Source organism: Aequorivita sublithincola DSM 14238 (genome assembly GCF_000265385.1).
Lineage (GTDB): Bacteria > Bacteroidota > Bacteroidia > Flavobacteriales > Flavobacteriaceae > Aequorivita > Aequorivita sublithincola.
In genome coordinates this window covers 2462452-2487072 of the sequence record NC_018013.1, presented here as the reverse complement: position 1 = coordinate 2487072, position 24621 = coordinate 2462452, and the positions used below count along the sequence as shown (strand labels likewise).

Genomic DNA, 24621 nt, shown 5'->3' with positions numbered 1-24621 from the left:
TACTTTCAGCCCTACTTCTTTTATACTAAACGTTGTAAAACATTTAGAAAAAAATTTAGCACCACAACAAAATTTTTTTCGTCTTTAAAATATTAACAAAATAACAATAAAATGAAAAGACTGATTTTAGTATTGACCTTGATTTTCGGCTCATTAATATCACAAGCTCAAGAAAAATTTGAACTGAAAGCCGATTATGATTTTCCAAAAGAAAATAATGACCTACAAATGAATTATTTTCAAGGGATTGAAAAATTAAAATTCTCACTAAACGAGAATGACAAAAAATCCCTGAACGGAAAAAACTATAAATTAATCATTAAAGAATACCAAAACGGAAAATTATTTAATGAGTTGGTAGTTTTAAACACAGAAAAAGAAAGATTACCTAAAATAGACACAACCTTTCAATTTAGTTTAATCACGCAAAATATTCTGAATTATGAAAAAATAGGTTTCTTTTTCCCAAGATTTCTGAACAAAAAAATCTTCGACACAAAAAGCGAGTTTAAAGATGGCGACTTTAGTTTAAGAAAAATTAATATTACAACAGACGGTCTTGAATTTGAACTGCATAAACCTTTTCAAATCGCATTGATAACGCCACCAAATAGAGACCCAAGTAAAGGAAATTTAGGTTATTGTGAAGTTTCGCAAGGTGGAATAGACATTGAAAATTGGTATGAGAAATATAAAATACCACAATTCTTTTTAATCTATATGGAAATTGAGTGAGGAAAAAACGTTTTACAACACCGTATATAAGCTATGGCTTGGTCTGTCCTCACTTGGAAAATCCTGCGGATTTCCCAAAGTTAGTTTATATTTGGAGAGGTTCGTGCCAAAACACGCCACAGCTCATATACAAAACCGTTGCAAACAATTTAAAACAAAATCAGAAATGAAAAAGACTACATTGATAATCGGAATAACTACTCTGCTAATAAACTTTAGTGTTTTAGCTCAAAATGAACCAATCGAATTTGGATTAAAAGCAGGTCTAAATTATTCCAACCTAATTATTGATGACAACATTCCTGCAGAAACAAATGCCAAAATTGGATTTCATCTTGGAGGATTTTTAAGTTTTAAATTAACTGACAATTTTAGAATAAAACCTGAATTGCTGTTTTCAACACAAAATGCAGAAATTGAATTTTCAGAAAACATAAATATGGGTGACCCTAATGACCCTGTTTTCGGCAATAGATTTAAAGCAGATATTAAGCAGAATTTGATTTTACTTCCAATTATGGCTGATTATTATTTCAGTGATAGTTTCGATTTAGAATTGGGACCACAATTCGGATATGTAATCAATCAAGATGTAACTGATAATAATGATGATTTCAATTTTGGAAATGATGATTATGATAAATTTGAAGTTGCGCTGAATGTTGGAGCAGGATTTACCTTCGCAGAAAATTATCGAATTGGACTTCGATATAATTATGGAATTACTGAACGTGATAATAATAAAAGTTCTGTTTTACAATTCGGCCTTAGTTATAAACTGTGAGGAAAAACTGTTTGCAACACTGTATAACCGCAATTACGGCGGATTCGACTGCGTCCGAATCCACGCGTAATTGCTAACTTCCGTGCTTAACCGAAAAACCTCGTATATTTAGCCGTAACTGCGGTTATACCAAACGTTGCATTTAATTTTACCGACCTATTGTTCTGGCCGAATTTTAAATTGGTTTTTTAGCGGGGAAAATCTGGACAGAAAACGCACTTGTGCGTCCAAGTCTTGTCGATTGCATCGTGGAAATTGGCATTTCCAAACGTTGTCAACGTAAGAAGACTTGGTCAAGGTAGCGAAAAAAAATCACGATGTCAAGGGTTCGCTGCCTTTTGTGCCCTGATTTTTAGCGCATTGCGGGCTTAAAATTACTTTTTGAGACGGCTGTTTATCCAAAGGATAAACCGCATATCAAAAAATCGCCCAGGCACTCTTGCGCAGCAGCTGTATGCCGGGTCGCCAAAACTCCGGTTTTGTTGTTGCCAAAAGATCCATGGGTGGGCCCAAAAAACCTAAACACAACAGGCGGATATAACCCATACCTTTTTTCGGCATATCATTTAAAGCTATTCCAATTTTCCGAATTATAGTATCTTTATAAAAGGTCTTGAGACGGTACGGATCATATCCGCTTAACGTTGGCAAACATTTAAAAATAACAATATGAAAATAATAAACCTTATAGTCATCCTGTTTTTTATTGGAATTAATACAATTAATGCTCAAAACTCTGACAATGAAGAATTAGCTTCACAAATTTGTATGCTTGGTTACAGAACTTGGGGCAATACTGCGCCAACTGATGAGTTTGATAGAGGAATTTTAAAAAAAATTGGAACCGATTTAAACGACCCAAATAGAAAGAAAATAGTGTCAGATTATTTAAATAAACATAGTAATATACTAATCTGTGTAGATGACGGAATTGAAGGTTTGCGTGAAAGAGAACAATTACTTAAACGTTCTGTATCAAGTGGACTATATGGATATTTACAACAATTAGCAATAGATAAAGAATATTCAGTTGACTTTAATAAATATGAAATTATTAATAGCAAAAAAGAAACCCTTTTAGATTTTATATATTTAATAATTAATGACGAGAATTTAGCTGAAGATTATGATATTATTGAGCTTGAAGCTTTAGCAGATAGTATAGAAAAAAGAGGTGGAAAAAGAGGAAAAGACCTTTAATGGTGTTCGATTAAAAAAAAATTGATTATAGAATAAAAACGTTGCACAACAAAGTACTGTGGTAAAAAACAAGTAAAAATGCATTAATTTTTCACTAAAGTACTTCTGTAAGTATCATCATATATTAATCCGGATTTTGCGATTGCAAAAGCTTGTTTTAGCAGCTTATTACAGACTGCGATCAGTGCTAATTTTTTACTCTTTCCCTTGGCCACTATGCGCTCATAAATCTCCCTACAGGCCTTGTTGTATTTACAGGCATTAAAACTGCACATAAATAATAGGTTACGGAGCTTTTGATTGCCAATCTTACTGATGCGGGGACGTCCTTTTAAACTGCTACCGCTTTGCCGAATTATTGGGGTCAGACCTGCATAACTGCATAATTCACTTCCACTTGTAAAACGATCAAATCCATCAGTTAAAACCACTAACATTATAGCTGTTTTGTCACCGATCCCAGGGATGCTTTTTATACGAGTTAAAACATCTTGATGCACTTGTTTTACCAATAGCAATAATTTTGTCTCTATGGCTTCCAGCTCTTTTTTAACGTGTTTTAAACTTCGTTTTAAAGAACTCACAACAGCTTTGCTAGGGTTGCCTAAAACACTCTCCCCGTGCAATTTATTTTTTAGCATCGTGCTCTGTTTTGTATATACAGCAAGGAGTCTGGTCATTTGCAGACATTCAATTTGATGCTTGGAGTTGCCTTGCCAGAGTTTTAATGCTACCTGCTCTGCATAGTCACATATAAGTTTAGAGTCGCTCTTGTCGGTCTTGTTCTTGGTCAGCTTCATCTGTATAAAACGTTTTACCGCCAATGGATTTTCTACCGATACTTTAATACCGGATTCAAGTAAAAAATATGCCAGCTGATAATGATAATAGCCCGTAGCTTCCATCACACAATGGCTCTCTTGGTCTAAGAGTTTGGCAAACTTCTTAAAGCCAGATGGATTGTTTTTAAATTGATTGTAATTGCCCTCGGAGTCCGTAACATCGAAAACCAAGTGGCTGATGTCGATCCCAAAATATTTTATATCTTTATTCATAAGAAAATGTTTTTTGAAAGGACACCCTACGCGAGTTTCAACGACTTAAAATCGAGGTCTGAAGCCTCATAGAACTGTACGAAATCTGTGTAGAAAAGAGCGGGGATTTTCAATGTTGACGAAGTCTATGCTTCTGCGTATATAATAACCTTATTCCGCTCTTTTGTTCTTTCTGATTAATATGCCTTAATTTAGTGTTTTTAATAAACATCAAACTTAAGCCGTGTATAAACCATTGCTGGGTCTGTGCTCATCTGGAAAATTCTTGGAAATTTTCCAGAGATGTATTTTTAGGCTACTTTAATGAAAATAAAATCAGAGATAAACAAGTATCAATTAGACTAAGTCAGAATCTAGTGTAAAGCATGTCCCTTTAACTTTGTAAACTATGTGCCTTAACGAACATTAAACATAACTCATGAAAAAAACTGTACTATTAAATATAATTTTAATTTTATTTGGTTTGAACTTAAATGCTCAATCAACTAAAGCCTATAATCTCTATAGAGGCTTCGAATTTGAAAAAGCATTGGATGTATTAAACCTAAGTTCCAATCTCAATTCTGATGACGCTTTTTTGAAAATGAAAATTTTAAATTGTCTTGGAAAAACAAAAGATGCTGAATCTTTGAAAATAGAATTTTTGAACTCCAATGCAAATCAATCATCAAAAAACAAAGTTAATTCATATTTCGAATCAATAATAGAAGCTAGAAAACCAATAATAATTAAAGATCCCGTCCATTTACAGTTAAATGGTGAAAAAGTAGAGTTATTGAGTAATTCTGAAACTATAAGACGAATAAAATATCAAGATGGTTTGACCGCATATTTAAACAGTCAAAATTCTGTTATATATAAAACAACATCTAAGCATGTAATCTTACCGGAATTTAATAATGGATTTGCTTTTATAGGAACAGACCATTTTGAATTTATTATCATTAATACTGATGGTAAAATAATTTATCAATCTGAATATGATTTAGCCAAAAGTTCTCCAAGAAAATTTGATAACGATATTGTGGTTTTTTACAAACTATATTCCTTACCTGGAGCAACAACAAAAGCTTCTTTTCCAATTGCAATCAATACAAAGGGAGAAGTTGTTTATGATTACAAAGGAGGTAAAATGATAAAGGGTTATCATAATGGATATACAGCCTACGGAGACCTTATATTTGACAAGAATGTGGTAGAGCAAGTTTATGCCTATTTAAAAGTAAAAGGAGTTTTAGATAAAAATGGAAACGAAATTTTAAATTTTCAAAAATTAGGCTTAAAAGATATTACTATAGGGGAATTCACAAAAGATGGAATAGCTTCAATTAAAAGGGAACATCATAGTAGTGGCAAAAATTATGGTCTTATAGATTTAAAAGGGAATTATGAGTGGTTTATAAATGACTATAAAATTGTAGCGAACTATATAGAAGATGATGAATTAGGGGTCATTGCAAAACGTGAAGATTATAAAAAAACTAAATTTGGTTATGTTGATAAAAAAGGAAATATTATAACAGATTTAAAATTCGACGAAGCGCAAAAATTTAATTCGAATGATTTTAATGCAGTCGTTGAAGTTGGTGGTAAAGAATCTTATATTAATAGATCTGGTGAATATCTAAGTCCTATATTTTTTGAAAAAGCATATTCTTTTAGGTCTGATAAATATTCAGTAGTCCAATTTAAAGGTAAAAGATATTTCATTGATAAAAACATAAACCCAATTTCTTTAGAAAAAGATGCTGGATATAAAACCACAAACGAAGAAGAATTACCTTCATTATTTAAAAAATGGATAGGTTATTCAGAGTTTTCAAGTAAATATTTAATTGAAAATATTCTGAATTACTATGGCGAAGATAAAGATTCTGATAGAGAAACGACTTCTGAAATCCTTCTCAAATTTTTTAAAGAAAATCGTGAAGTTTTAAGAGGTCGTATAGAACCAAAAACCTCATATTGTGATGGAGTACAGCCAAATAGAGACATTCTTAAAGTTTTATTAGCAAATAGATATTGGGATTTAATCGATGCAATGATATATTATGAAGGAACTGAATATCATTGGAATGACTATGATATTATTAAAGGAAAAAAAGAGACAATACTTGATTTTATCGAATGTTTATTAAACAATAATGAATATACTGGGCAGTTTATGAGCTCAGCTATTAGTAAATTTGAACTAATAAAAGAAGATCTTAAGGAATATGGAGCCAAATACGGAAAAGAATTGTAAATAACATTTGCCAAAAATATATAAAAAATAGCGCAAGTCATTGCTAACACAAAGGTTCGGGCATTTTTGGGAAGTCGCCAAATTTTTAAATTTGATAAATTCCCAAAAATAAAATAATTAGTAAAATTTAGAAATTCGGCTTGTGTTTCATCCGAAAAGTTATCGCTTATTTTCAGCGCTACTTTTCATGTATATAAAACATAGTGCGAGTTGTTGCTAACACGAAGGTTCGGGCATTTTTTCAAGGTCGCCAAATTTTTAAATTTACCACTGCGTTTTTATTTTATATTTTGGTGGTTGTATTCCTTCGGTGGGCTAATCGGGAAAAGAAAAAATAATTAGAAAAATATAAAAATTTGGCTCAGTATTTAACCGAAAAGTAACGTCTTTTAACGCGCTACGTTTCTAATACTAACCGTTACGTAAAAAATCACTTTTAATATAAAACCACGATCTTTTACAAATTCGTGAAAATCGTGGTATCATAAAAAATATAAAATGAAAAAAATATTATTTTTTTTACAACTGATCATTCCTAGTTTAATTTTTGCACAAATTAACGGGTATGAGTATCGGAGTATTGAAGGTTTTGAGGTTTATATAGAGCAGGACGCATTAAATAACCATCCGCAAAAAACAAATGAAGCTATTGTGCTGTTAACCTCAAAATTAACTGAGATTATTAACCTTGAATTAAAAAAAGACATTGTAGATGAATTAAAATTAGTAAAAATATTCGTGGATTGGAACACCACAAACGGCGCATCTGCCTATCATCCTTATTTACAATGGCTAATTGACAATGGATATAATATTGAAAAATGGAAGTCTATTGAAATTTCCAACATCAATAATTTCATAAATTGGAGTGCATTAAACCAACCTTTTATGGTAATGCACGAATTTGCACATGCTTATCACGATAGGGTTTTAGGCTTTTCGTATGCGCCCATTATTCAAGCATTCCAAAGTGCAAAGCAAAATGGTTTGTATAATTCTGTTCTCTATAACGCTGGCAATGGAGTTTACTATTATAGAGAAGCCTATGCCGCCACAAATGAAAAAGAATACTTTGCTGAAATAACGGAGGCTTTTCTAGGTGAGAATGATTTTTTTCCATTTATCCGCGACGAGCTAGATGTATATGACCCTACAGGATACGATTTAACTTTAAATATTTGGCAGTTTGAAGATGTAGTAGGGGTTGAAAATAATAATTACTCAAATACCACTCTATATCCTAATCCAACCAATGGTAACATTACTATTAAATGGAACGAAGCATGGAGACCTCAATTAATTAAAATTGTTTCTGTAGCGGGAAAAACATTAATGGAATATGATATAAATACCTTAGGAGATACTACGCTAAATATTTCTAATTTGGCTTCTGGAATTTATATCCTTGTTTTAGATAACACTAAGACTTACAAAATCATTAAAAAGTAATAAATACTGACCAATACTTTATAATATTTAGTTTTACAAGTTTGAAACTACCAATAATGCGGAGACATACGATTTGAAGAATAAAGCGAGAATGAAATCTCTATTGATAAAGATGAAAATCGATAAATTGAAATAATTAAAGAGAATGGTAATTGAACAATTTAATCCATTAGAAAAACTCGATTCAAGATTAAGAATGATTTTAAAAATCAAGCAACTTCTTTAGAAAACATAACCCATAGCTTTCTTGGCGAATAAATCTACTAAGCCAATTTGTTTTTTACAAAATACACCAATCCGAACCTAAGCCTCCACACTTATTTTTCTTGCCAATTAAATTACTTATAAGTACTTTTAGGTTTATGACAGAAGCCGCGATAGAAGAAGAAAAAAAGGAGCTCGCTAAGCAGTACAAACAGTTGCTAAAGATTAGTTACAGAACTCTTTCTAAAGAAGATAAAAAACTGATTCGCAGCGCTTTTGACCTTGCCGTGGATGCTCATAAAGACCAGCGCCGCAAAAGTGGCGAGGCCTATATTTTTCACCCAATTGCGGTTGCAAAAATTGTCGCTGCCGAAATCGGTTTAGACGCCACCAGCATCGCCGCCGCACTTTTGCACGATGTTGTGGAAGACACAACCTATTCTTTAGATGATATTGAACGCATGTTCGGCACCGCCGTAATGCGCATTGTGGACGGCCTTACAAAGATTGCACACATTTCCATGTCTGAAGATGTTTCTATGCAAGCCGAAAACTTTCGGAAAATGCTGCTTACGCTAAATGAAGACATTCGCGTTATCATCATAAAAATTGCAGATCGTCTTCACAACATGCAAACCATGGACAGCATGCCGCCAGACAAACAGCGGAAAATAGCTTCGGAAACGCTTTATATTTACGCTCCCCTCGCCCACCGCATTGGGCTTTACAACATAAAATCTGAACTTGAGGATTTAGGTTTAAAATTTACCGAACCAGAAGTTTACGCAGATATTTTAAGCCGAATTAAAGAAAGTAAAGAAGAACAAGATGCTTATATAGACGCTTTCACAAAAGTTATAAAAGATTCCTTAGACTCTGAAGAATTGCAATACGAAATAAAAGGTCGACCAAAATCTATTTTTTCCATCCGAAGAAAAATGTTGGCGCAAAACGTAGGCTTTGAGGAAGTTTATGACAAATTCGCCGTTCGGATTATTTATAAAAGCCCACCAGAAAACGAAAAATTCTTCGCTTGGAAAATTTATTCCATTGTAACAGATCATTTTCGTCCAAACCCAATCAGGTTACGCGACTGGATTTCTTCACCAAAATCCACAGGTTACGAAGCCTTGCACATTACAGTTATGGGACCGAAAGGACGCTGGGTGGAAGTACAAATCCGTAGCGAACGGATGAACGAAATTGCTGAAAAAGGTTTCGCTGCTCATTACAAATACAAAAACAAAGAAAAAGACGACGGCGGACTCGAAAATTGGTTGGACAAACTACAAGACACGCTGGAAAATTCAGAAATAAGTGCTGTAGATTTTGTGGAAGAATTCAAACTGAATCTTTACGCCAAGGAAATCTTCGTTTTCACTCCAAAAGGAGATTTATATTCACTCCCAAAAGGCGCAACGGCTTTAGATTTCGCCTTTCACGTTCATACCGAAATCGGGATGCACACTCGTGGAACTAAAGTAAACGGAAAACTTGTTCCATTGAGCCACGAGATAAAAAGTGGAGATCAAGTAGAAATAATTACTTCAGAAAACGCTAAACCTACAGCAAACTGGCTTAATTACGCAACAACAGGACGCGCTCGCTCCAAAATTAAATCGTCATTAAAAGACGAAAAGAAACAACTTGCGGAAGAAGGAAAAGAAATTCTGCAGCGAAAATTAAAATCATTAAAATTAAACTTAGACGAAAACACCATCAATCAATTGGTTGTTTTCTTCAAAGTAAAAACGAGTTTAGATTTGTATTATCGCGTTGGCGCAGGAATTATAGATAACCAAAAACTCAAGGAATTCGCCTCTTCGCGAAGCAATGCCTTTATTAGCTTCTTCAAAAACAGAATTAGAAAACCAGATAAACCGGAAGATGTTCACAAAGAAGAAATAACTGAAAAATTTGACCAACTCGTTTTCGGTAAAAACGAAGACAAGCTGGATTACAAAATGGCGAACTGCTGCAATCCTATTCCGGGCGACGATGTTTTCGGCTTTGTAACCGTAACTGAAGGTATAAAAGTTCATAAATCAAACTGCCCGAATGCCGTACAACTTCAAGCAAATTACAGCTATCGGATTATGCCCGCAAAATGGATTGACAGTACACAACGAGAGTTTAAGGCAGATTTAACCATTAGCGGAATAGACACCATCGGCTTGGTAAATGAAGTGACCAAAGTAATCTCCAGCAACCTTCATATAGATATGAAAAGCGTTCACTTTGATAGTAATGACGGGGTTTTCACTGGAAAAATAGTTGTGGTAGTTAAAAACAAAGCCATCTTAACCAATTTGATGGAGAATATTAAGAAAATTAATGGAATTGATAAGGTAACACGGGTTTAAATAGACGGATGACTGAGGACAGATGATGTAAGCGCCAAAGTTTAAGACCTTTTGTTTCAATGCTAATCTGGAAAGGTTCATTTTGTAGACTTTCCCCAATGCCACCTCCAAAATTTGAGTAACTTTGCAAACTTATTATGAGTTCAAAAACAGATTTAAATAATCAGGCAATTGTAAAGAACGTTTTTACCGGTTTTCTTGAGGAAAAAGGACACCGTAAAACGCCGGAACGCTTTGCTATTCTTCAAGAAATTTATGACCACGACGATCATTTTGATATTGAATCGTTGTACATAAATATGAAGAATAAAAACTATCGCGTTAGCCGTGCAACGCTCTACAATACTATTGAACTACTCTTGGAATGTGGCTTAGTGCGCAAACATCAATTTGGCCAAAACCAAGCGCATTACGAAAAGTCATATTTTGACCGCAACCACGATCACGTAATCCTTGCAGACGGTGAAGTGATTGAGTTTTGCGATCCGCGAATTCAAAGCATAAAAAAAACAATCGAAGAAGTTTTCGATATTGAAATAACCAATCATTCACTTTATTTCTACGGAAATAAAAAAACCTCCGCAAAATCTGATGCGGACAATTCCTAACAAATTATGGCAGTAGACTTACTACTTGGACTACAATGGGGCGACGAAGGCAAAGGAAAAATCGTTGACGTCCTTACAAAAAACTATGATATAATTGCACGTTTTCAAGGCGGGCCAAACGCTGGTCACACTTTGGAATTTGACGGAATAAAACACGTTTTGCGTACCATACCATCTGGGATTTTTCACAAAAATTCTGTGAATGTCATCGGAAACGGCGTTGTTATTGACCCAGTTGTCTTCGTAAAAGAATTGGAAGCCTTGGAAAAATTCAATATTGATTTCAAGAAAAATCTAATCGTTTCCAGAAAAGCACACGTTATTTTACCAACGCACCGTTTGCTGGATGCAGCCTCAGAAGCTTCTAAAGGAAAAGCGAAAATTGGTTCTACTCTAAAAGGGATTGGACCAACGTATATGGACAAGACTGGTCGTAACGGAATTCGTATCGGCGATTTAGAACTGGAAAATTGGCAAGATAAATATCGGGCTTTGGCAGACAAGCACGAAGCGATGATATCTTTTTATAATGTAGATGTTCAATATGATTTAGCAGATCTTGAAGCTGAATTTTTCGCAGCAGTTGAAACATTGAAAACCCTAACTTTTATTGATAGCGAAGAATATTTGCACCAAGCTCAAAAGGAAGGAAAAACCATTTTAGCTGAAGGCGCACAAGGTTCCTTACTAGATATTGATTTTGGAACTTATCCTTTTGTAACATCGTCAAACACAACAGCAGCAGGAGCTTGCACAGGTTTAGGTGTTCCGCCAAACAAGGTTAAAGATGTCTTCGGAATTTTCAAAGCATACACAACCCGAGTTGGAAGTGGCCCCTTCCCTACCGAACTTTTTGATGAAGTAGGCGAAAACATGGCGAGAATAGGTAACGAATTTGGCGCCGTTACAGGTCGTCCAAGACGTTGCGGTTGGTTGGATTTAGTAGCTTTGCGCTATGCCGTTCAAGTAAACGGAGTTACACAACTTATTATGATGAAAGCCGATGTTTTGAGCGGTTTTGAAAAGCTAAAAATTTGCACCGCTTACAATTACAAGGGTGATACAATTCAACATTTTCCTTACAACATTGAAGCTGAAAACGTAACACCAATCTACACCGAAATGAAAGGCTGGAAAGCAGATTTAACCAAAATGAGCGAAGCTTCTCAACTGCCACAAGCACTGAATGATTACATTGAGTATCTTGAAAAAGAACTTGATGTGCCAATCAAAATTGTTTCTGTAGGACCAGATAGAAAGCAGACTATTCACAGAAAATAGGGATTAGACAATAGGAATTTGGATTAGGGTCATGCCAGATTTTCGCTGGTTCTCCAATGGAAAAGAACTCGTAGCTATTTGAAAACATCTTGAAGATTAATAAAAGTTAATTTAGCATTTGAAAGCAATATCAGCATATATTCTACTTTTTCTTTTCTTCGGAATAAATCTTTCCGCACAGGAAAAACAAAAGGTTGATATTCAATCTGGTTATCTTGAATTGCGTCCCGAATTTCCCGATGCAGCAATTTATACTAAAGACGATACAGGGCAGGTTTACATTGTTCACGAAGGTGTGGAAATGTGGTGCGACCAAGCTTTTGTTTACTTGAAAAGTAACTTTGTCAAGGCTTACGGTATGGTGAAGATTTCTCAAGGCGATACCATGACTATGAACAGCAAATACGCTGAATATAATGGTAACACTCAATTCGCCTTTGCCAGTGGCGACGTAGTTTTAACTGAACCAAAAACCACGCTTCAAACAGACACCCTCTACTTCGACAGAATAAAACAGCAAGCTTATTACAGAACTGGCGGCACCGTTCGCGACACGGCGAGTGTTTTGACCAGTCGTTCGGGCAGATATTTCGTCGAAAGTAAAAAATATCAGTTTCTTTCAGACGTAAAAATCGTCAATCCAAAATATACTGTCAACAGCAACCAACTAGATTTTTATTCAGATACTGGCGCGGCATATCTTTATGGCCCTTCAACTATTGTAAGCGAAACCAGCACGGTTTACTGCGAACGAGGCTATTACGATACGCGTGGCGATACTGGTTATTTCGTGAAAAATTCAAAAGTAGATTACGAAAATCGAACGCTTTACGGCGACAGTATTTATTTTGATAGAAACAAAAGCTTCGCCTCTGCCACCAACAATATTCGGGTTTTGGACACTATTAATAAAAGTGTAATTCGTGGTCATTATGCTGAAGTTTACCGTGCAAAAGATTCTGTTTTTATTACGAAACGAGCCGTTGCCATTACCGTTCGCGATGGCGATTCTATTTACGTTCACGCCGATACGCTCAGAGTAACCGGAAAACCGGAAAACAGAATTGTAAAAGGATTTTATCGAGCAAGACTCTTCAAACCAGGAAAAGTGGGTGATGAACCAACAAGCGGAAAATGTGACTCAATATATATAAATCAAAAACGAGGCATCACAAAACTCATACGAAATCCTGTACTTTGGAGCGGTGAAAGCCAAATGATTGGCGATACCATTCATCTTCTTTCAGACACAATCACAGACAAACTCGATACTTTAAAGGTTTTCAACAACGCTTTTTTGGTCCAAAAAGATAGTATAGGTTTCAACCAAGTAAAGGGCGAACGGCTCATTGGACTTTTCACCAATAATGAATTGGACACCGTAAACATCAATAAAAACGCCCAAGTAATTTATTATTCTCGAAATGATAAGGATGAGTTGGTCGGCATAAACAATACAGTTTCCAGTTCCATCCAAATGTATTTGGAAGAACAGCAAATCACAGGAATTCGTTTTATAAAAAAGGCTGATGGAAAAGTATATCCTCCTTCAATGTTACCTGAAAACGCACGGATTCTTCCAGGATTTCAATGGCGTGGTGAGGAACGATTGTATTCAGTTGAAGATTTATTTAAAGGAAAACCCGCGCCAGTACTTCCAAAAATAACAGGAATTCCTCTGCCAAAAGACGAAGGCGAATTTTTTGAAGATATTCCTGAAGATAAAGTTCAGCTACCGAAGGAATCCAAACTAAGTCCGAAAGATTTACAAAACCGACCGGACGACCCAAAACCGGAAACTTTGGAGAGTGAGGCGAAGCAGGATTCCATTCAGCAGAAAATGAATGATTCCATTCAAACTGGAAACTAATGACTGAGGATTTCTTCAAATATCAAGCACAAACAACGCCGCACCCATTGGCTTTAGAAATTTCACACGCCAGCGGAAGCTATATTTACGACACTTCAGGAAAAAAACATCTCGATTTTGTTGCAGGAGTTTCTGCTTGCACACTTGGGCATTGCCATCCGCGAGTGGTTTCAGCTATAAAAAATCAAGCGGAAAAGTATTTACACGTCATGGTTTATGGCGAATATATTCAGGATCAACCTGTAGCACTTGCAAAATTAATTGCTGAAAATCTTCCGAAGAACTTAAACACAACTTATCTCGTAAACAGTGGTACAGAAGCCATTGAAGGCGCTTTAAAATTGGCTCGTCGCGCAACGGGACGCAGCAGAATTCTCTACGCAAACCACGCTTACCACGGAAACACAATGGGTTCCATGAGCGTTATGGGTAACGAAGAAAGAAAAAATGCCTTCAAGCCTTTGGTTCCTGATTGTTTCCCTTTAAACTTTAATAGTGAAGAAGATCTTCAAAAAATAACTTCAGAAACGGCTGCGATTATTTTGGAAACCATTCAAGGTGGCGCAGGCTTTATTCAGCCTGAAAATGATTATTTAAAAAAAGTGCGTCAGCGCTGCGATGAAACTGGAACGCTTTTAATTTTAGATGAAATTCAGCCAGGTTTTGGGCGTACTGGAAAACTTTTCGCCTTTGAACATTTCGGAATCCTTCCAGATATTTTAGTAGTGGGCAAAGGAATGGGCGGCGGTCTGCCAATTGGTGCTTTCACAGCTTCACACGAAGTTATGGCCTTGCTTCAGGATAATCCAAAACTGGGACATATCACTACTTTCGGTGGAAATCCAGTGATTGCAGCAGCGGCTTTGGCAACGCTTCAGGAATTAACAGAGACTGACATTATTGCACAAACACTTCAAAAGGAAAAACTTTTCAGAAGACTTCTAAGGCATCCATTAATAAAAGAAGTTCGCGGCAGAGGCTTGATGCTGGCTGCAATGATGGAAAATCCAGAGATTACTTCCGAAGTAATTCTCGCCTGTAAAGACCGAGGATTGATACTTTTTTGGCTTCTTTTTGAAGGTCGCGCTATTCGTATTACACCGCCATTAACCATTAGTAATGACGAAATTGAAGAAGGTTGCAAAATACTGACAGATGTTTTAAATAGCATTCAAAAGCAATAAAATCACTTCAAAACCTTTGTTTTTAACTCTTTACAGCCTACCTTTATGTTGATAAGTCCGTTAACAAGAAAGGCGGCATAACTATTGAACTTGTTTTTACATTAGTATCTTTAAAATAGAAGAAACCGTTAAACCGTGCGTATGCAATTAAGTTCAAACGAGCAAAATAACTTCTCGCTGGAAAGATTCGAATCTATGTTGAAAACCAACAACGTTCTCTTTTTCGATTCAGACGAATTTGAAGAAATAGTGCATCATTACCTAGAAAATGGTAAAATTGCACTAGCCAAGAAAGCTACCAAATTAGGTTTGGAACAACATCCTACATCTACGAACCTGAAGCTTTTCCAAATAGAAATGTACATTTTTGAAAACCAACTGGACGTCGCCGACGAACTTTTGGACGAACTGTATCTTTTAGAACAGAGCAACGAAGAAATCTACATTCAAAAAGCAAATATTTTTTCACGACGCGATAAGCACAAGGAAGCAATCCTTCTACTAGAACAAGCTTTAGAAATTACTGATGATGAAGCTGATGTACTATCATTGCTAGGAATGGAATATCTTTTCTTGGAAGATTATATAAATGCCAAAGACTGTTTTATGAAGTGTTTGGAAGAAGATGAAGAAGATTATTCCGCGTTGTATAATATTATTTACTGCTTCGAATATCTTGATGAATATGAAGCAGCGATAGATTATCTAAATGATTTTCTCAACAAAAACCCGTATTGCGAAGTCGCTTGGCATCAAGTTGGCAAGCAGTATTACGAGCTAAAAGATTACAAAAAAGCACTAGCAGCTTTTGATTTTGCCATAATTAGCGACGACCGTTTTATTGGTGCATATCTTGAAAAAGGAAGAGTTTTAGAGAAATTAAATCAACCCACAGAAGCCATTGAAAGCTACTCACTTACTTTAGGGCTGGACGATCCAACTTCATACGCCTTACTGCGAATGGGGAAATGCTATGAAAAACTTGGCAATGCAGAAATGGCGCTTCAATTTTACACCAAATGTGTGGAAGAAGATTCCTTGCTAGACAAAGGTTGGATTGCAATTACCGATTTTTACATTAAAAGTAAACAACACCAAAAAGCACTTTATTATATAGAAAAAGCTATAAATATTGATGCTGAAAATGTGTCTTACTGGAAGCGATACGCTAAAATCAATAATAAATTAAACCTTTTTGAGGAAGCCGAAGTTGGTTATAGAAAAGCCTTGGAATTAGGTAATTACGAAATAGAATCGTGGTTAACTCGCGGAGATATTTTAATCAATTTGGGCGAATATGAAGCAGCTGTAAACAACTTTAATCAAGCGTTGGAATTTTATCCAGAAAACGCCGAAGTGGAATATCGTCTCTCGGGACTCTATTATTCGCTGAAAGAAAACGACAATGGTGCATTCCACCTAAAGAACGCGCTGAAATCTGAACCTGAATTTTTGATGATTATAGAGGAATTATTTCCGATTGTTTATCAAATGAAAAAGGTTGTTGAAATAATTAAACAACACAAAAATCCTTCTCTATAATTTGTGTATTTTTGAGGTTCTAGCAAAATAAATCTATGCCTCAAAGAACTTTTCTCCAATATTTAACAGTAACCGCAAAGGGGCTCGCAATGGGCGCTGCAGACGTAGTTCCAGGTGTTTCCGGAGGAACAATCGCTTTTATTTCAGGCATCTATGAGGAACTTATAGAAACCATTCACAATGTGGATCTTGAATTTTTCAAAATTTGGAAAAAGGAAGGTTTTTTAAAGGCTTGGAAACATTATAACCTATCTTTTTTACTGGCACTTTTTTCAGGAGTTTTCATAAGTATTATTTCACTCGCAAAACTGATTACTTGGCTTTTGGAGGCTTACCCAATTATGGTTTGGTCCTTTTTCTTTGGGTTGGTAATTGCCAGTATTGTTTACGTTGGCAAACAAATAACCAATTGGAGATTTGCCGTAATCGGAGCACTTATTATAGCTTCCATCCTATCTTACTTAATAACAATTGCAGCCCCAATAGGTTCTCCTGAAAGCACTTGGTTTCTGTTTTTAGCTGGTTTTATAGCTATAATCGCGATGATACTTCCAGGAATCTCTGGCGCATTTATCCTTTTGCTCTTGGGCGCTTACACAGCGGTTATTGGGATTGTAACCCAATTAAGTGAAGGAATCACGACCCTAAACAGCTCACTCTTTTTTAGCGCGTTCGGTAAACTTTTAATATTTGGAGTCGGGGCAATTTTAGGGCTGAAAATGTTTTCAAGAGTATTGAATTGGATGTTCAAACATCACAAAAATTTAATCCTTGCCGTGCTCACAGGTTTTATGATTGGCGCTCTCAACAAAATATGGCCATGGAAAGAAGTTTTACAATACAGAATGAATCATGCGGGAGAAAATATTCCTTTCATTGAAAGAAGCATACTTCCTCAAAATTATGATGGTAGTCCACAAATTTTATACGCGGTTCTATTCGCAATAATTGGCTTTTTAACTATTTTCCTCTTGGAAATGGTTGCTGTGAAGAAAGTCGCAGTAAGCAGTGACATTAAGCAATCTTAATACTGATTTTATCCTACTGAACAAACAATACTGAACACAGAATACTGAACACTGAATACTGAATAATTAAAATGTACGAAAACCGCTCCTTCTCCGATAAAACTTGGTTGGTCTTAAAAGGACTAGGGATGGGCGCAGCAAATAAAGTTCCGGGCATTTCAGGTGGTGTTGTGGCTTTCGTAGCAGGTTTTTATGAGGAGTTTATTTATTCGCTTCAAAAAATTAATAAAAAAGCATTTAAACTTTTAATTGGCGGACGTTTTAAAAGTTTATACCGCTATACAAACGGTCAATTTCTGAGCTTGCTTATTTTGGGAATGGTTATCAGCTATTTCAGCATTTCCAAGCTTCTTGACTATTTAATAGTTCATTACGAACTTTATGTTTGGAGTGCTTTCTTCGGAATGATTATCGGTTCCATTTACTTTATAGCAAAAGATTTTGGAGATTGGAATCGAAAATATGCGGCATATCTTTTATGTGGCGTTATTGGTGGTGTGGCGATAAGTTTTCTGGAACCTGCCAAGGAAAACAGCAACCTATTCTTCGTGTTTTTCTGCGGAATTATAAGTGTTTCAGGAATGACGCTGCCCGGACTTTCTGGCTCTTTCATCTTAATATTATTGGGGAATTATGTGTTGCTCTTGGTAGATGCCGTAAACGCCCTTTTCGATACGTTTGCGAATATTATTCAGCTGGATTTCGGTTGGATTTATGATCCAGAAAGAATTCAACTTCTAAAAGTTCTGGTCGTATTTTCATTAGGTTCTTTGGTCGGTCTTGTTTCACTTTCACACCTTTTGGGTTACGTTTTAAAAAGATACAAAAAAGCCACTTACGCTGTTATTATTGGATTTATTGCAGGTTCACTGGGCGTAGTTTGGCCTTGGAAGGATGAAATTTATGTTTTAGACAGTTTGGACAATATCAAACTTGATGCTAACGGCAGAGAAATAATTAGCGGTTATACCAGATATTTTCCTTCTGAATTTAATCAAGAAGTTCTTCTAGCAATCATTTTTATGATTATTGGAGCGCTAATTGTTTTAAGCCTAGATTGGTACGACAACTACAAAAAGAAACAACATGTCTAAATTTGGATTAGCAGGAAAAAACATAAGCTATTCATTTTCGAAAACGTTCTTTTCTGAAAAATTTGAAAGCGAAGATCTTCCACATTCATACGAAAATTTTGATATTTCTTCCATAGAATTTTTTCCAAAGATTATTTCAGAAACGCCTGATTTAAAAGGACTGAACGTCACTATTCCTTATAAGCAGGAAGTGATTTCATATTTGCATAGTTTAGACAAAGAAGCCGAAAAAATTGGCGCTGTAAACACTATTAAAATTTTAAAAGACAACAAGTTAAAAGGTTACAACACAGATCATTTTGGTTTTCAAAAATCGTTGGAAGCTCTTTTACCGCTTCAACAGAAAACAGCTTTAATTTTAGGAACTGGTGGAGCTTCAAAAGCTGTGGCTTACGCGCTTGAAAAGCTTGGATTTAGTTTCAAATTTGTAAGTAGAAGCAAAGTAATGAACACTTTGAATTATGAAGATTTAAACAAATCAATTCTCGACAATCATTTATTAATAATTAACTGCACGCCTTTGGGAACTTTTCCAAATATTACAGATTGTCCGCCCATTCCCTATCAATTTCTAACAAAAAACCATTTACTTTTCGATTTGATTTATAATCCAGCGGAAACTGAATTTTTAAAACGCGGAAAGCTTCAAGGTGCAAAAACAAGCAACGGACTGAAAATGCTAGAATTGCAAGCTGAGAAAGCTTGGGAAATTTGGAATTCATAAAATTTACAAAAAAAACCTCAAAAAAACGCCCTGTGCTTTGCCAGTTGCGCAGTTGTTAGTATCTTGACCCTCCAAGAAAAACGAACCTTAACATTGAAACAAATGTCTGACGAAAAATTGCCGAAAGAAGAACTTCAAACTCCAAACACGGAAGAAAATTCAAAAGAAATTCCAACTACCGAAACCTTAGTAGAAACGAAAGTTGATGCTGAAAACAAAGTTGAAGGAACGGAAACGGTAGCAAATATTCCAGAAAACAATTCTGAAGAAAACAAAACCGAAGAAACTTCTGAAGCCGAAACTACTGTTAAAGAAGAAGTTGAAGCCACTCAATTAAGCGAAATTATTTCTGAAGCAAACCCTGAAGATTCTAATACTGAAGAGTCTGCAAATGAAGCCTCGACTACGACTCACAAAGAAGAAGCATCGGCTGAAGACCAAGATTCTGAGGATGAAGACGAGGAAGAAGAAGTGGCTTCATCTGAAGATGACGAAGAGGAAGAAAATGAAGAAACAGAGCAAAAAGATTACAGCACACTTTCCAAAAAAGAATTGATTGCCGAGCTTGATAAATTACTGAAAACCAAAAAAATTCAGGAATTAAAGCACGATGTTGAGGAAATTCGTTCAGAATTCAACAATCAATTCAATGAAGAATTAGAGCAGAAAAAAGAAGAATTTCTTGCCGAGGGCGGAAATATAATTGACTTCCACTACACTACACCCTTAAGAAAAGAATTTAATACGCTTTATTTCGACTATAAAGAAAAGCGTAACGGCCATTATAAAAATCTTAAAAAAGATCTTCAGGCCAATATGGACAAGCGCTGGGAACTTATAGAAGAATTAAAAAGTCTTTTGAGCGCCGAAGAAAATATAAATACAACCTACAAACATTTTAAAGATATTCAGGAAAAATGGCATGTTGCTGGGGCAATTCCAAGGGACAAATACAACACCGTTTGGAATACCTATCATCATCATGTTGAGAATTTCTACGATTTTCTTCATCTAAACCGTGAGTTCCGCGACTTAGATTTTAAACACAACCTAGACGCAAAACTGAAACTTATTACGCGCGCTGAAGAGCTTGGACAAGAAGAAAATGTTAATAAGGCTTTCCGTGAACTTCAAATGCTCCACAAAATGTGGAAAGAAGAAATTGGACCCGTGGCGCAGGAATATCGCGATGAAGTTTGGGACAAGTTTAGCGACGCTACAAAAATTATCCACGACAAACGCCAAGAACAATTGGCTGAGATGGAGAAAGACTTTGAAACCAACTACGAAAAGAAAAAGCAACTTGTTGAAGAGTTAATAAAAACCACCGAAGAAGCCAAACCGAGTCACCAAGGTTGGCAGAATGCTATTAAAAAAGTGCAAGAACTTCGGGATGCTTTTTTCAATACTGGGCGTGTTCCAAGAAATAACAACAAAGAAATTTGGAAGTTATTTAAGGACGCAACTGGAAATTTCAACCACGAAAAAAACAGTTTTTATAAAAACCAGAAAAAGGAACAGTACGCCAATCTTGAAAAGAAACGTGAGCTCATAAAAATTGCTGAAGACAACAAAGACAGTGAGGATTTTGACGTTACAACTGCGTTGATGAAAAAAATTCAAGGCGATTGGAAAACCATTGGTCACGTGCCGCGAAAGGACAGTGACAAGTTGTGGAAACGCTTCAAAAAGACCTGTAATCATTATTTTGACAGACTTCATGCTCAGAAAAATGAAGCCAATAAAGAAGAAGTTGTTCATTATGAAGCCAAGCAGGAAATGCTCGAAAAGCTTTCCTCTTTTAAACTAAGCGGCGACCACAAAGCCGATTTAAAAACTATAAAGGAAAATATTTCAGCTTGGAAGGAACTTGGTCGCGTACCTTATAACAAACGCAACATTGAACAAAAATTCAACAAAACGTTGGATGGCCTTTTCTCTAAACTCGATTTGGGCAAAAAGGAAACTGAACTTATCAAGTTTGACAATAAATTAAATACGCTTGTAAACCGAGACGACGATCGTAAATTACAAAACGAGCATTTCTTTATTTCGAAGAAAATTGATGAAACTCGTGATGAAATAAGACAATTGGAGAACAATCTAGGCTTTTTCCGTCACGTTCCAGACGATAATCCAATGGTGAAGGAAGTTCATAATAACATTGAACGTCACAAAGAACAACTTGAAGTTTGGAAAGCGAAGCTTTCGAAGATTAAAGAGGTTCGGGAATAATATCATAACACAACGTAGAGACGCACGTTCGTGCGTCTCTTTTTATTTGCAGTGCGCCTTTTTATTTAAAGTGGTTTGATCGTGTGAGACGCACGTCCGTGCGCCTTTACGCTTTATCCGATTGAAGTTTTAGCTTCGTTCCAAAAAATGTCCATCTCTTCCAAAGTCATATCTTTTAAAGATTTATCTATTTCCTTGGCTTTGCCTTCCAAATATTGAAAGCGTTTTATGAATTTTTTATTGGTGCGCTCTAGCGCATTTTCTGGATTCACTTTTAGGAAGCGAGCGTAGTTTATCATTGAGAAAAGCACATCGCCAAATTCGGCTTCAATTTTTTCTAGATTGTTTTCGTTTATTTCGTGTTGCAGCTCGCCAAGTTCTTCTTGCAATTTTTCAAAAACTTGCTGTGGCTCTTCCCAGTCAAACCCAACGCCAGCAACTTTCTCCTGAATTCTACTGGCTTTCACCAATGCCGGCAACGATTTTGGAACACCTTCCAAAACACTTTTTTTGCCTTCTTTCAGCTTTAAATTTTCCCAATTTCTTTTCACTTCTTCTTCGTCCGCAACTTCTACGTCGCCATAAATATGTGGATGTCTGAAAATTAGTTTTTCCGAAATCTCGTTACAAACATCAGCAATGTCAAAATCGCTGGTTTCGCTGCCTATTTTCGCATAAAAAACGATATGTAGCAAAACATCTCCTAATTCTTTCTTTACTTCATCTAGATCATTTTCTAAGATTGCATCGCCCAACTCGTAAGTCTCTTCAATAGTTAAATGACGCAGCGTTTGCATCGTTTGCTTTTGGTCCCACGGGCATTGTGCACGCAGTTCATCCATAATGGTTAATAATCTATCGAAGGCTTGAAGTTGATCTTTTCGGGAGTTCATTTTTGTTTCTTGTTTCTTGTTTCTTGTTTCTTGTTTCTTGTTTCTTGTTTCTTGTTTCTTGTTTCTTGTTTCTTGTTTCTTGTTTCTTGTTTCTTGTTTCTTGTTTCTTGTTTCTTGTTTCTTGTTTCTTGTTTCTTGTTTCTTGTTTCTTGTTTCTTGTTTCTTGTTTCTTGTTTCTTGTTTTGAATTTAAGTAAAAAGTAACAAAAAAATCCCGCAAGTATTGAAACTTTCGGGATTTATATTATTGAATCGAAATTTATTATTTAGGTTTTACGAGAAGCTGCACTCTTAGTAGCACCTCCTTTTTTACTAGAGGAAGCTTTTGGCGTATTGGACTTTGGAGCTGCTGCTTTTGGAGAAGTAACTTTAGTCGATTTTGTAGTTATCGCTTCTTTATCCTCTTCAATGTCTTCTTTTTTTGCTTCAGAAAAATCAGTAAGTCCGTTTTTTACGAGCAAATTATACCACTGCACAACTTTTTTGATGTCACTAGCGTAAACTCTGTCTTCATCATAATCTGGCATAACGGAGAAGAAATATTCTTCCAACTCTTCCTTAGCTACCTTGTGGCTAATTGCCTCTTTTCCATCTTCTTTTTTAGAAATTTTTTCGAATACTTTACGCAACGGCACTTCTTCAGTAAGCGTATAGATAGCGATTTCAGAAAGTAAACTCACGTTCTGGCGACCACCTACATTAATGGTTTTCCCGTCTAGTAATGATTCCGCAAGAAAACCTGCGCGGGTTTGGGATTTCAGTTTGTACAAACCGGGTTTACCGGCAATGGAAAGCACTTTTTCTAAGCTCATAGAATACTTTTAAATTTTTTTAACGGATACAAATATCTTTGGTTTGATTAATATATACAAGCGAGTTAACGTTTCTTTTTTGCATTTGGAAATTTCATGCGGTAATCCGTACTAATATTCCCTTTTGAAATGTTCGTCAACTTACTTTTTATCAATCTTTTCTTTAACGACGAAAGCTTGTCAGTAAAGAGAATACCTTCAATATGATCATATTCATGTTGAATAATTCGCGCTACTATCCCGCTGAATGTTTCTTTGTGTTTTTTGAAATTTTCATCTTCATATTCAATAACTATATCTGGCTGACGGAAAACATCCTCACGCACATCTGGAATGCTTAAACATCCCTCATTAAATGCCCATTCATCGCCAGATTCCTTAACAATTCGAGCGTTGATAAATACCTTTTTGAAGGTGGAAAGAAACTTTTGTTCTTCTTCTGAAAGATCTTCATCATCCTCAAACGGCGTGGCATCCACTATAAACAGACGGATGGGTAAATTTACCTGAGGTGCCGCAAGACCAATACCGCGTGCTTCATACATCGTTTCGAACATATTTTCAAGCACAGCCTCCAAGTTTGGATGGTCTTTGGTTATTATTTCGGTTTCCTTTCGTAAAACTGGGTCGCCGTAGGCTATTATTGGTAAAATCATTTTTTAATGTTTATTGTTGAATGTATAATGATTAATTATCGGTTCAAATATTTTAAATCACGTGCGCGCGATAAATCGCGAGCCTACTGAAAACTGAGACTGCAAACTTTTTCAATTCTATTTATTATAAAGATATTCCTGAAGAATTATCGTCGCACTAATTTCGTCAACCAATGCTTTATTCTGTCGTTGCTTCTTTTTCAATCCGCTGTCAATCATCGTTTGGAACGCCATTTTACTGGTGTAACGCTCATCAACGCGTTTCACTTCTAAGTTTGGAAAAATGTTGAAAAATTTCTTCAAAAACTTCTGAATTTCTTCTTCAATACTGGAATGGGTTCCATCTTTTTGCTTTGGTTCACCTACTAAAACTAATTCTACTTTTTCTGACGCGATATATTTCTTCAAAAAATCCATCAATTCAGAAGTAGAAACCGTTGTAAGACCAGAAGCTATTAACTTCAATTCGTCCGTAATAGCGATACCTGTTCGCTTGCTTCCGTAATCCAATGCTAAAATCCGTCCCATATTGGTTGCAAAAATAAGGGTTTGTGAATTACTATACTATTATGAACCGCAATTTTGAATTATGAAGCTTATATTTGTTGAAAAGATGCCCGAGTTGGATGCTAGGTGACTGATGACAGATACAAAAGCCCA

General features: G+C 35.7%; 20 protein-coding genes. 15 read left to right on the top strand and 5 right to left on the bottom strand.

Going from position 1 to position 24621, the window contains the following annotated elements:
• The first annotated feature begins 111 nt into the window (after positions 1 to 111).
• The 3 genes from AEQSU_RS11390 (at position 112) to AEQSU_RS11375 (ending at position 2719) form a co-directional block, all read left to right on the top strand.
• The gene (locus AEQSU_RS11390; protein WP_014783014.1) at positions 112 to 735 is read left to right on the top strand and encodes a hypothetical protein; all 624 of its coding nucleotides are present in this window, start codon (positions 112 to 114) and stop codon (positions 733 to 735) included.
• Between the two features lie 166 nt (positions 736 to 901).
• Positions 902 to 1519 (top strand): porin family protein, encoded by a 618-nt coding sequence (locus tag AEQSU_RS11385; RefSeq protein ID WP_014782280.1) that lies wholly within the window; start codon positions 902 to 904, stop codon positions 1517 to 1519.
• A gap of 669 nt (positions 1520 to 2188) precedes the next feature.
• Positions 2189 to 2719: a hypothetical protein gene (locus AEQSU_RS11375; RefSeq protein ID WP_014783013.1), complete on the top strand. Its 531-nt coding sequence runs from the start codon at positions 2189 to 2191 to the stop codon at positions 2717 to 2719.
• Positions 2720 to 2802: 83 nt separating this feature from the next.
• Here the strand turns inward: AEQSU_RS11375 and AEQSU_RS11370 are convergent, their stop codons facing one another.
• Positions 2803 to 3774: an IS110 family RNA-guided transposase gene (locus tag AEQSU_RS11370; protein WP_014783012.1), complete on the bottom strand. Its 972-nt coding sequence runs from the start codon at positions 3772 to 3774 to the stop codon at positions 2803 to 2805.
• A gap of 418 nt (positions 3775 to 4192) precedes the next feature.
• Between AEQSU_RS11370 and AEQSU_RS11365 the strand changes: the two genes are divergently transcribed.
• The 12 genes from AEQSU_RS11365 to AEQSU_RS11310 all read left to right on the top strand — a co-directional run bounded on the left by AEQSU_RS11365 (position 4193) and on the right by AEQSU_RS11310 (position 21601).
• Positions 4193 to 6019, top strand: a complete 1827-nt coding sequence (locus AEQSU_RS11365; RefSeq protein WP_014783011.1) for a WG repeat-containing protein — start codon at positions 4193 to 4195, stop codon at positions 6017 to 6019.
• A 498-nt stretch (positions 6020 to 6517) separates the two neighbouring features.
• Entirely contained in the window at positions 6518 to 7468 is a 951-nt protein-coding gene (locus AEQSU_RS16210; RefSeq protein ID WP_014783010.1) for a T9SS type A sorting domain-containing protein, read from the top strand.
• A 362-nt stretch (positions 7469 to 7830) separates the two neighbouring features.
• The gene (locus AEQSU_RS11355; RefSeq protein ID WP_014783009.1) at positions 7831 to 10035 is read left to right on the top strand and encodes a RelA/SpoT family protein; all 2205 of its coding nucleotides are present in this window, start codon (positions 7831 to 7833) and stop codon (positions 10033 to 10035) included.
• A gap of 137 nt (positions 10036 to 10172) precedes the next feature.
• Positions 10173 to 10643, top strand: a complete 471-nt coding sequence (locus AEQSU_RS11350) for a Fur family transcriptional regulator (RefSeq protein ID WP_014783008.1) — start codon at positions 10173 to 10175, stop codon at positions 10641 to 10643.
• A gap of 6 nt (positions 10644 to 10649) precedes the next feature.
• Entirely contained in the window at positions 10650 to 11924 is a 1275-nt protein-coding gene (locus AEQSU_RS11345; protein ID WP_014783007.1) for an adenylosuccinate synthase, read from the top strand.
• Positions 11925 to 12042: 118 nt separating this feature from the next.
• A complete protein-coding gene (locus tag AEQSU_RS11340; protein WP_014783006.1) occupies positions 12043 to 13794 on the top strand; it encodes an OstA-like protein in 1752 nt (583 codons plus the stop codon).
• Complete coding sequence (locus AEQSU_RS11335) at positions 13794 to 14978, top strand: aspartate aminotransferase family protein (RefSeq protein WP_014783005.1); 1185 nt, start codon at positions 13794 to 13796, stop codon at positions 14976 to 14978. The genes AEQSU_RS11340 and AEQSU_RS11335 overlap by 1 nt, the downstream gene beginning before the upstream one ends.
• Positions 14979 to 15119: 141 nt before the next feature.
• Positions 15120 to 16520 carry a tetratricopeptide repeat protein gene (locus AEQSU_RS11330; RefSeq protein ID WP_014783004.1) on the top strand — a complete coding sequence of 467 codons (1401 nt, stop codon included), beginning with the start codon at positions 15120 to 15122 and terminating at the stop codon, positions 16518 to 16520.
• Between the two features lie 35 nt (positions 16521 to 16555).
• Positions 16556 to 17548, top strand: coding sequence for a DUF368 domain-containing protein (locus AEQSU_RS11325; RefSeq protein ID WP_014783003.1), 993 nt, complete (start codon positions 16556 to 16558; stop codon positions 17546 to 17548).
• A 71-nt stretch (positions 17549 to 17619) separates the two neighbouring features.
• Entirely contained in the window at positions 17620 to 18642 is a 1023-nt protein-coding gene (locus AEQSU_RS11320) for a DUF368 domain-containing protein (RefSeq protein WP_014783002.1), read from the top strand.
• A complete protein-coding gene (locus AEQSU_RS11315) occupies positions 18635 to 19366 on the top strand; it encodes a shikimate dehydrogenase family protein (RefSeq protein WP_014783001.1) in 732 nt (243 codons plus the stop codon). Before AEQSU_RS11320 ends, AEQSU_RS11315 begins: the two co-directional genes overlap by 8 nt.
• A gap of 102 nt (positions 19367 to 19468) precedes the next feature.
• Positions 19469 to 21601, top strand: coding sequence for a DUF349 domain-containing protein (locus AEQSU_RS11310; RefSeq protein ID WP_014783000.1), 2133 nt, complete (start codon positions 19469 to 19471; stop codon positions 21599 to 21601).
• Positions 21602 to 21714: 113 nt separating this feature from the next.
• Here AEQSU_RS11310 and mazG read toward each other — a convergent pair whose 3' ends face one another.
• From mazG to ruvX, 4 genes are all read right to left on the bottom strand, one after another.
• Positions 21715 to 22494: a nucleoside triphosphate pyrophosphohydrolase gene (gene mazG / locus AEQSU_RS11305; protein ID WP_042492455.1), complete on the bottom strand. Its 780-nt coding sequence runs from the start codon at positions 22492 to 22494 to the stop codon at positions 21715 to 21717.
• A 265-nt stretch (positions 22495 to 22759) separates the two neighbouring features.
• Complete coding sequence (locus AEQSU_RS11300; protein WP_014782998.1) at positions 22760 to 23305, bottom strand: DUF5606 family protein; 546 nt, start codon at positions 23303 to 23305, stop codon at positions 22760 to 22762.
• 65 nt (positions 23306 to 23370) lie between these two features.
• Positions 23371 to 23961 carry a peptide deformylase gene (gene def / locus AEQSU_RS11295; RefSeq protein ID WP_014782997.1) on the bottom strand — a complete coding sequence of 197 codons (591 nt, stop codon included), beginning with the start codon at positions 23959 to 23961 and terminating at the stop codon, positions 23371 to 23373.
• A gap of 117 nt (positions 23962 to 24078) precedes the next feature.
• Entirely contained in the window at positions 24079 to 24489 is a 411-nt protein-coding gene (gene ruvX / locus AEQSU_RS11290; RefSeq protein ID WP_014782996.1) for a Holliday junction resolvase RuvX, read from the bottom strand.
• Positions 24490 to 24621 lie beyond the last annotated feature (132 nt).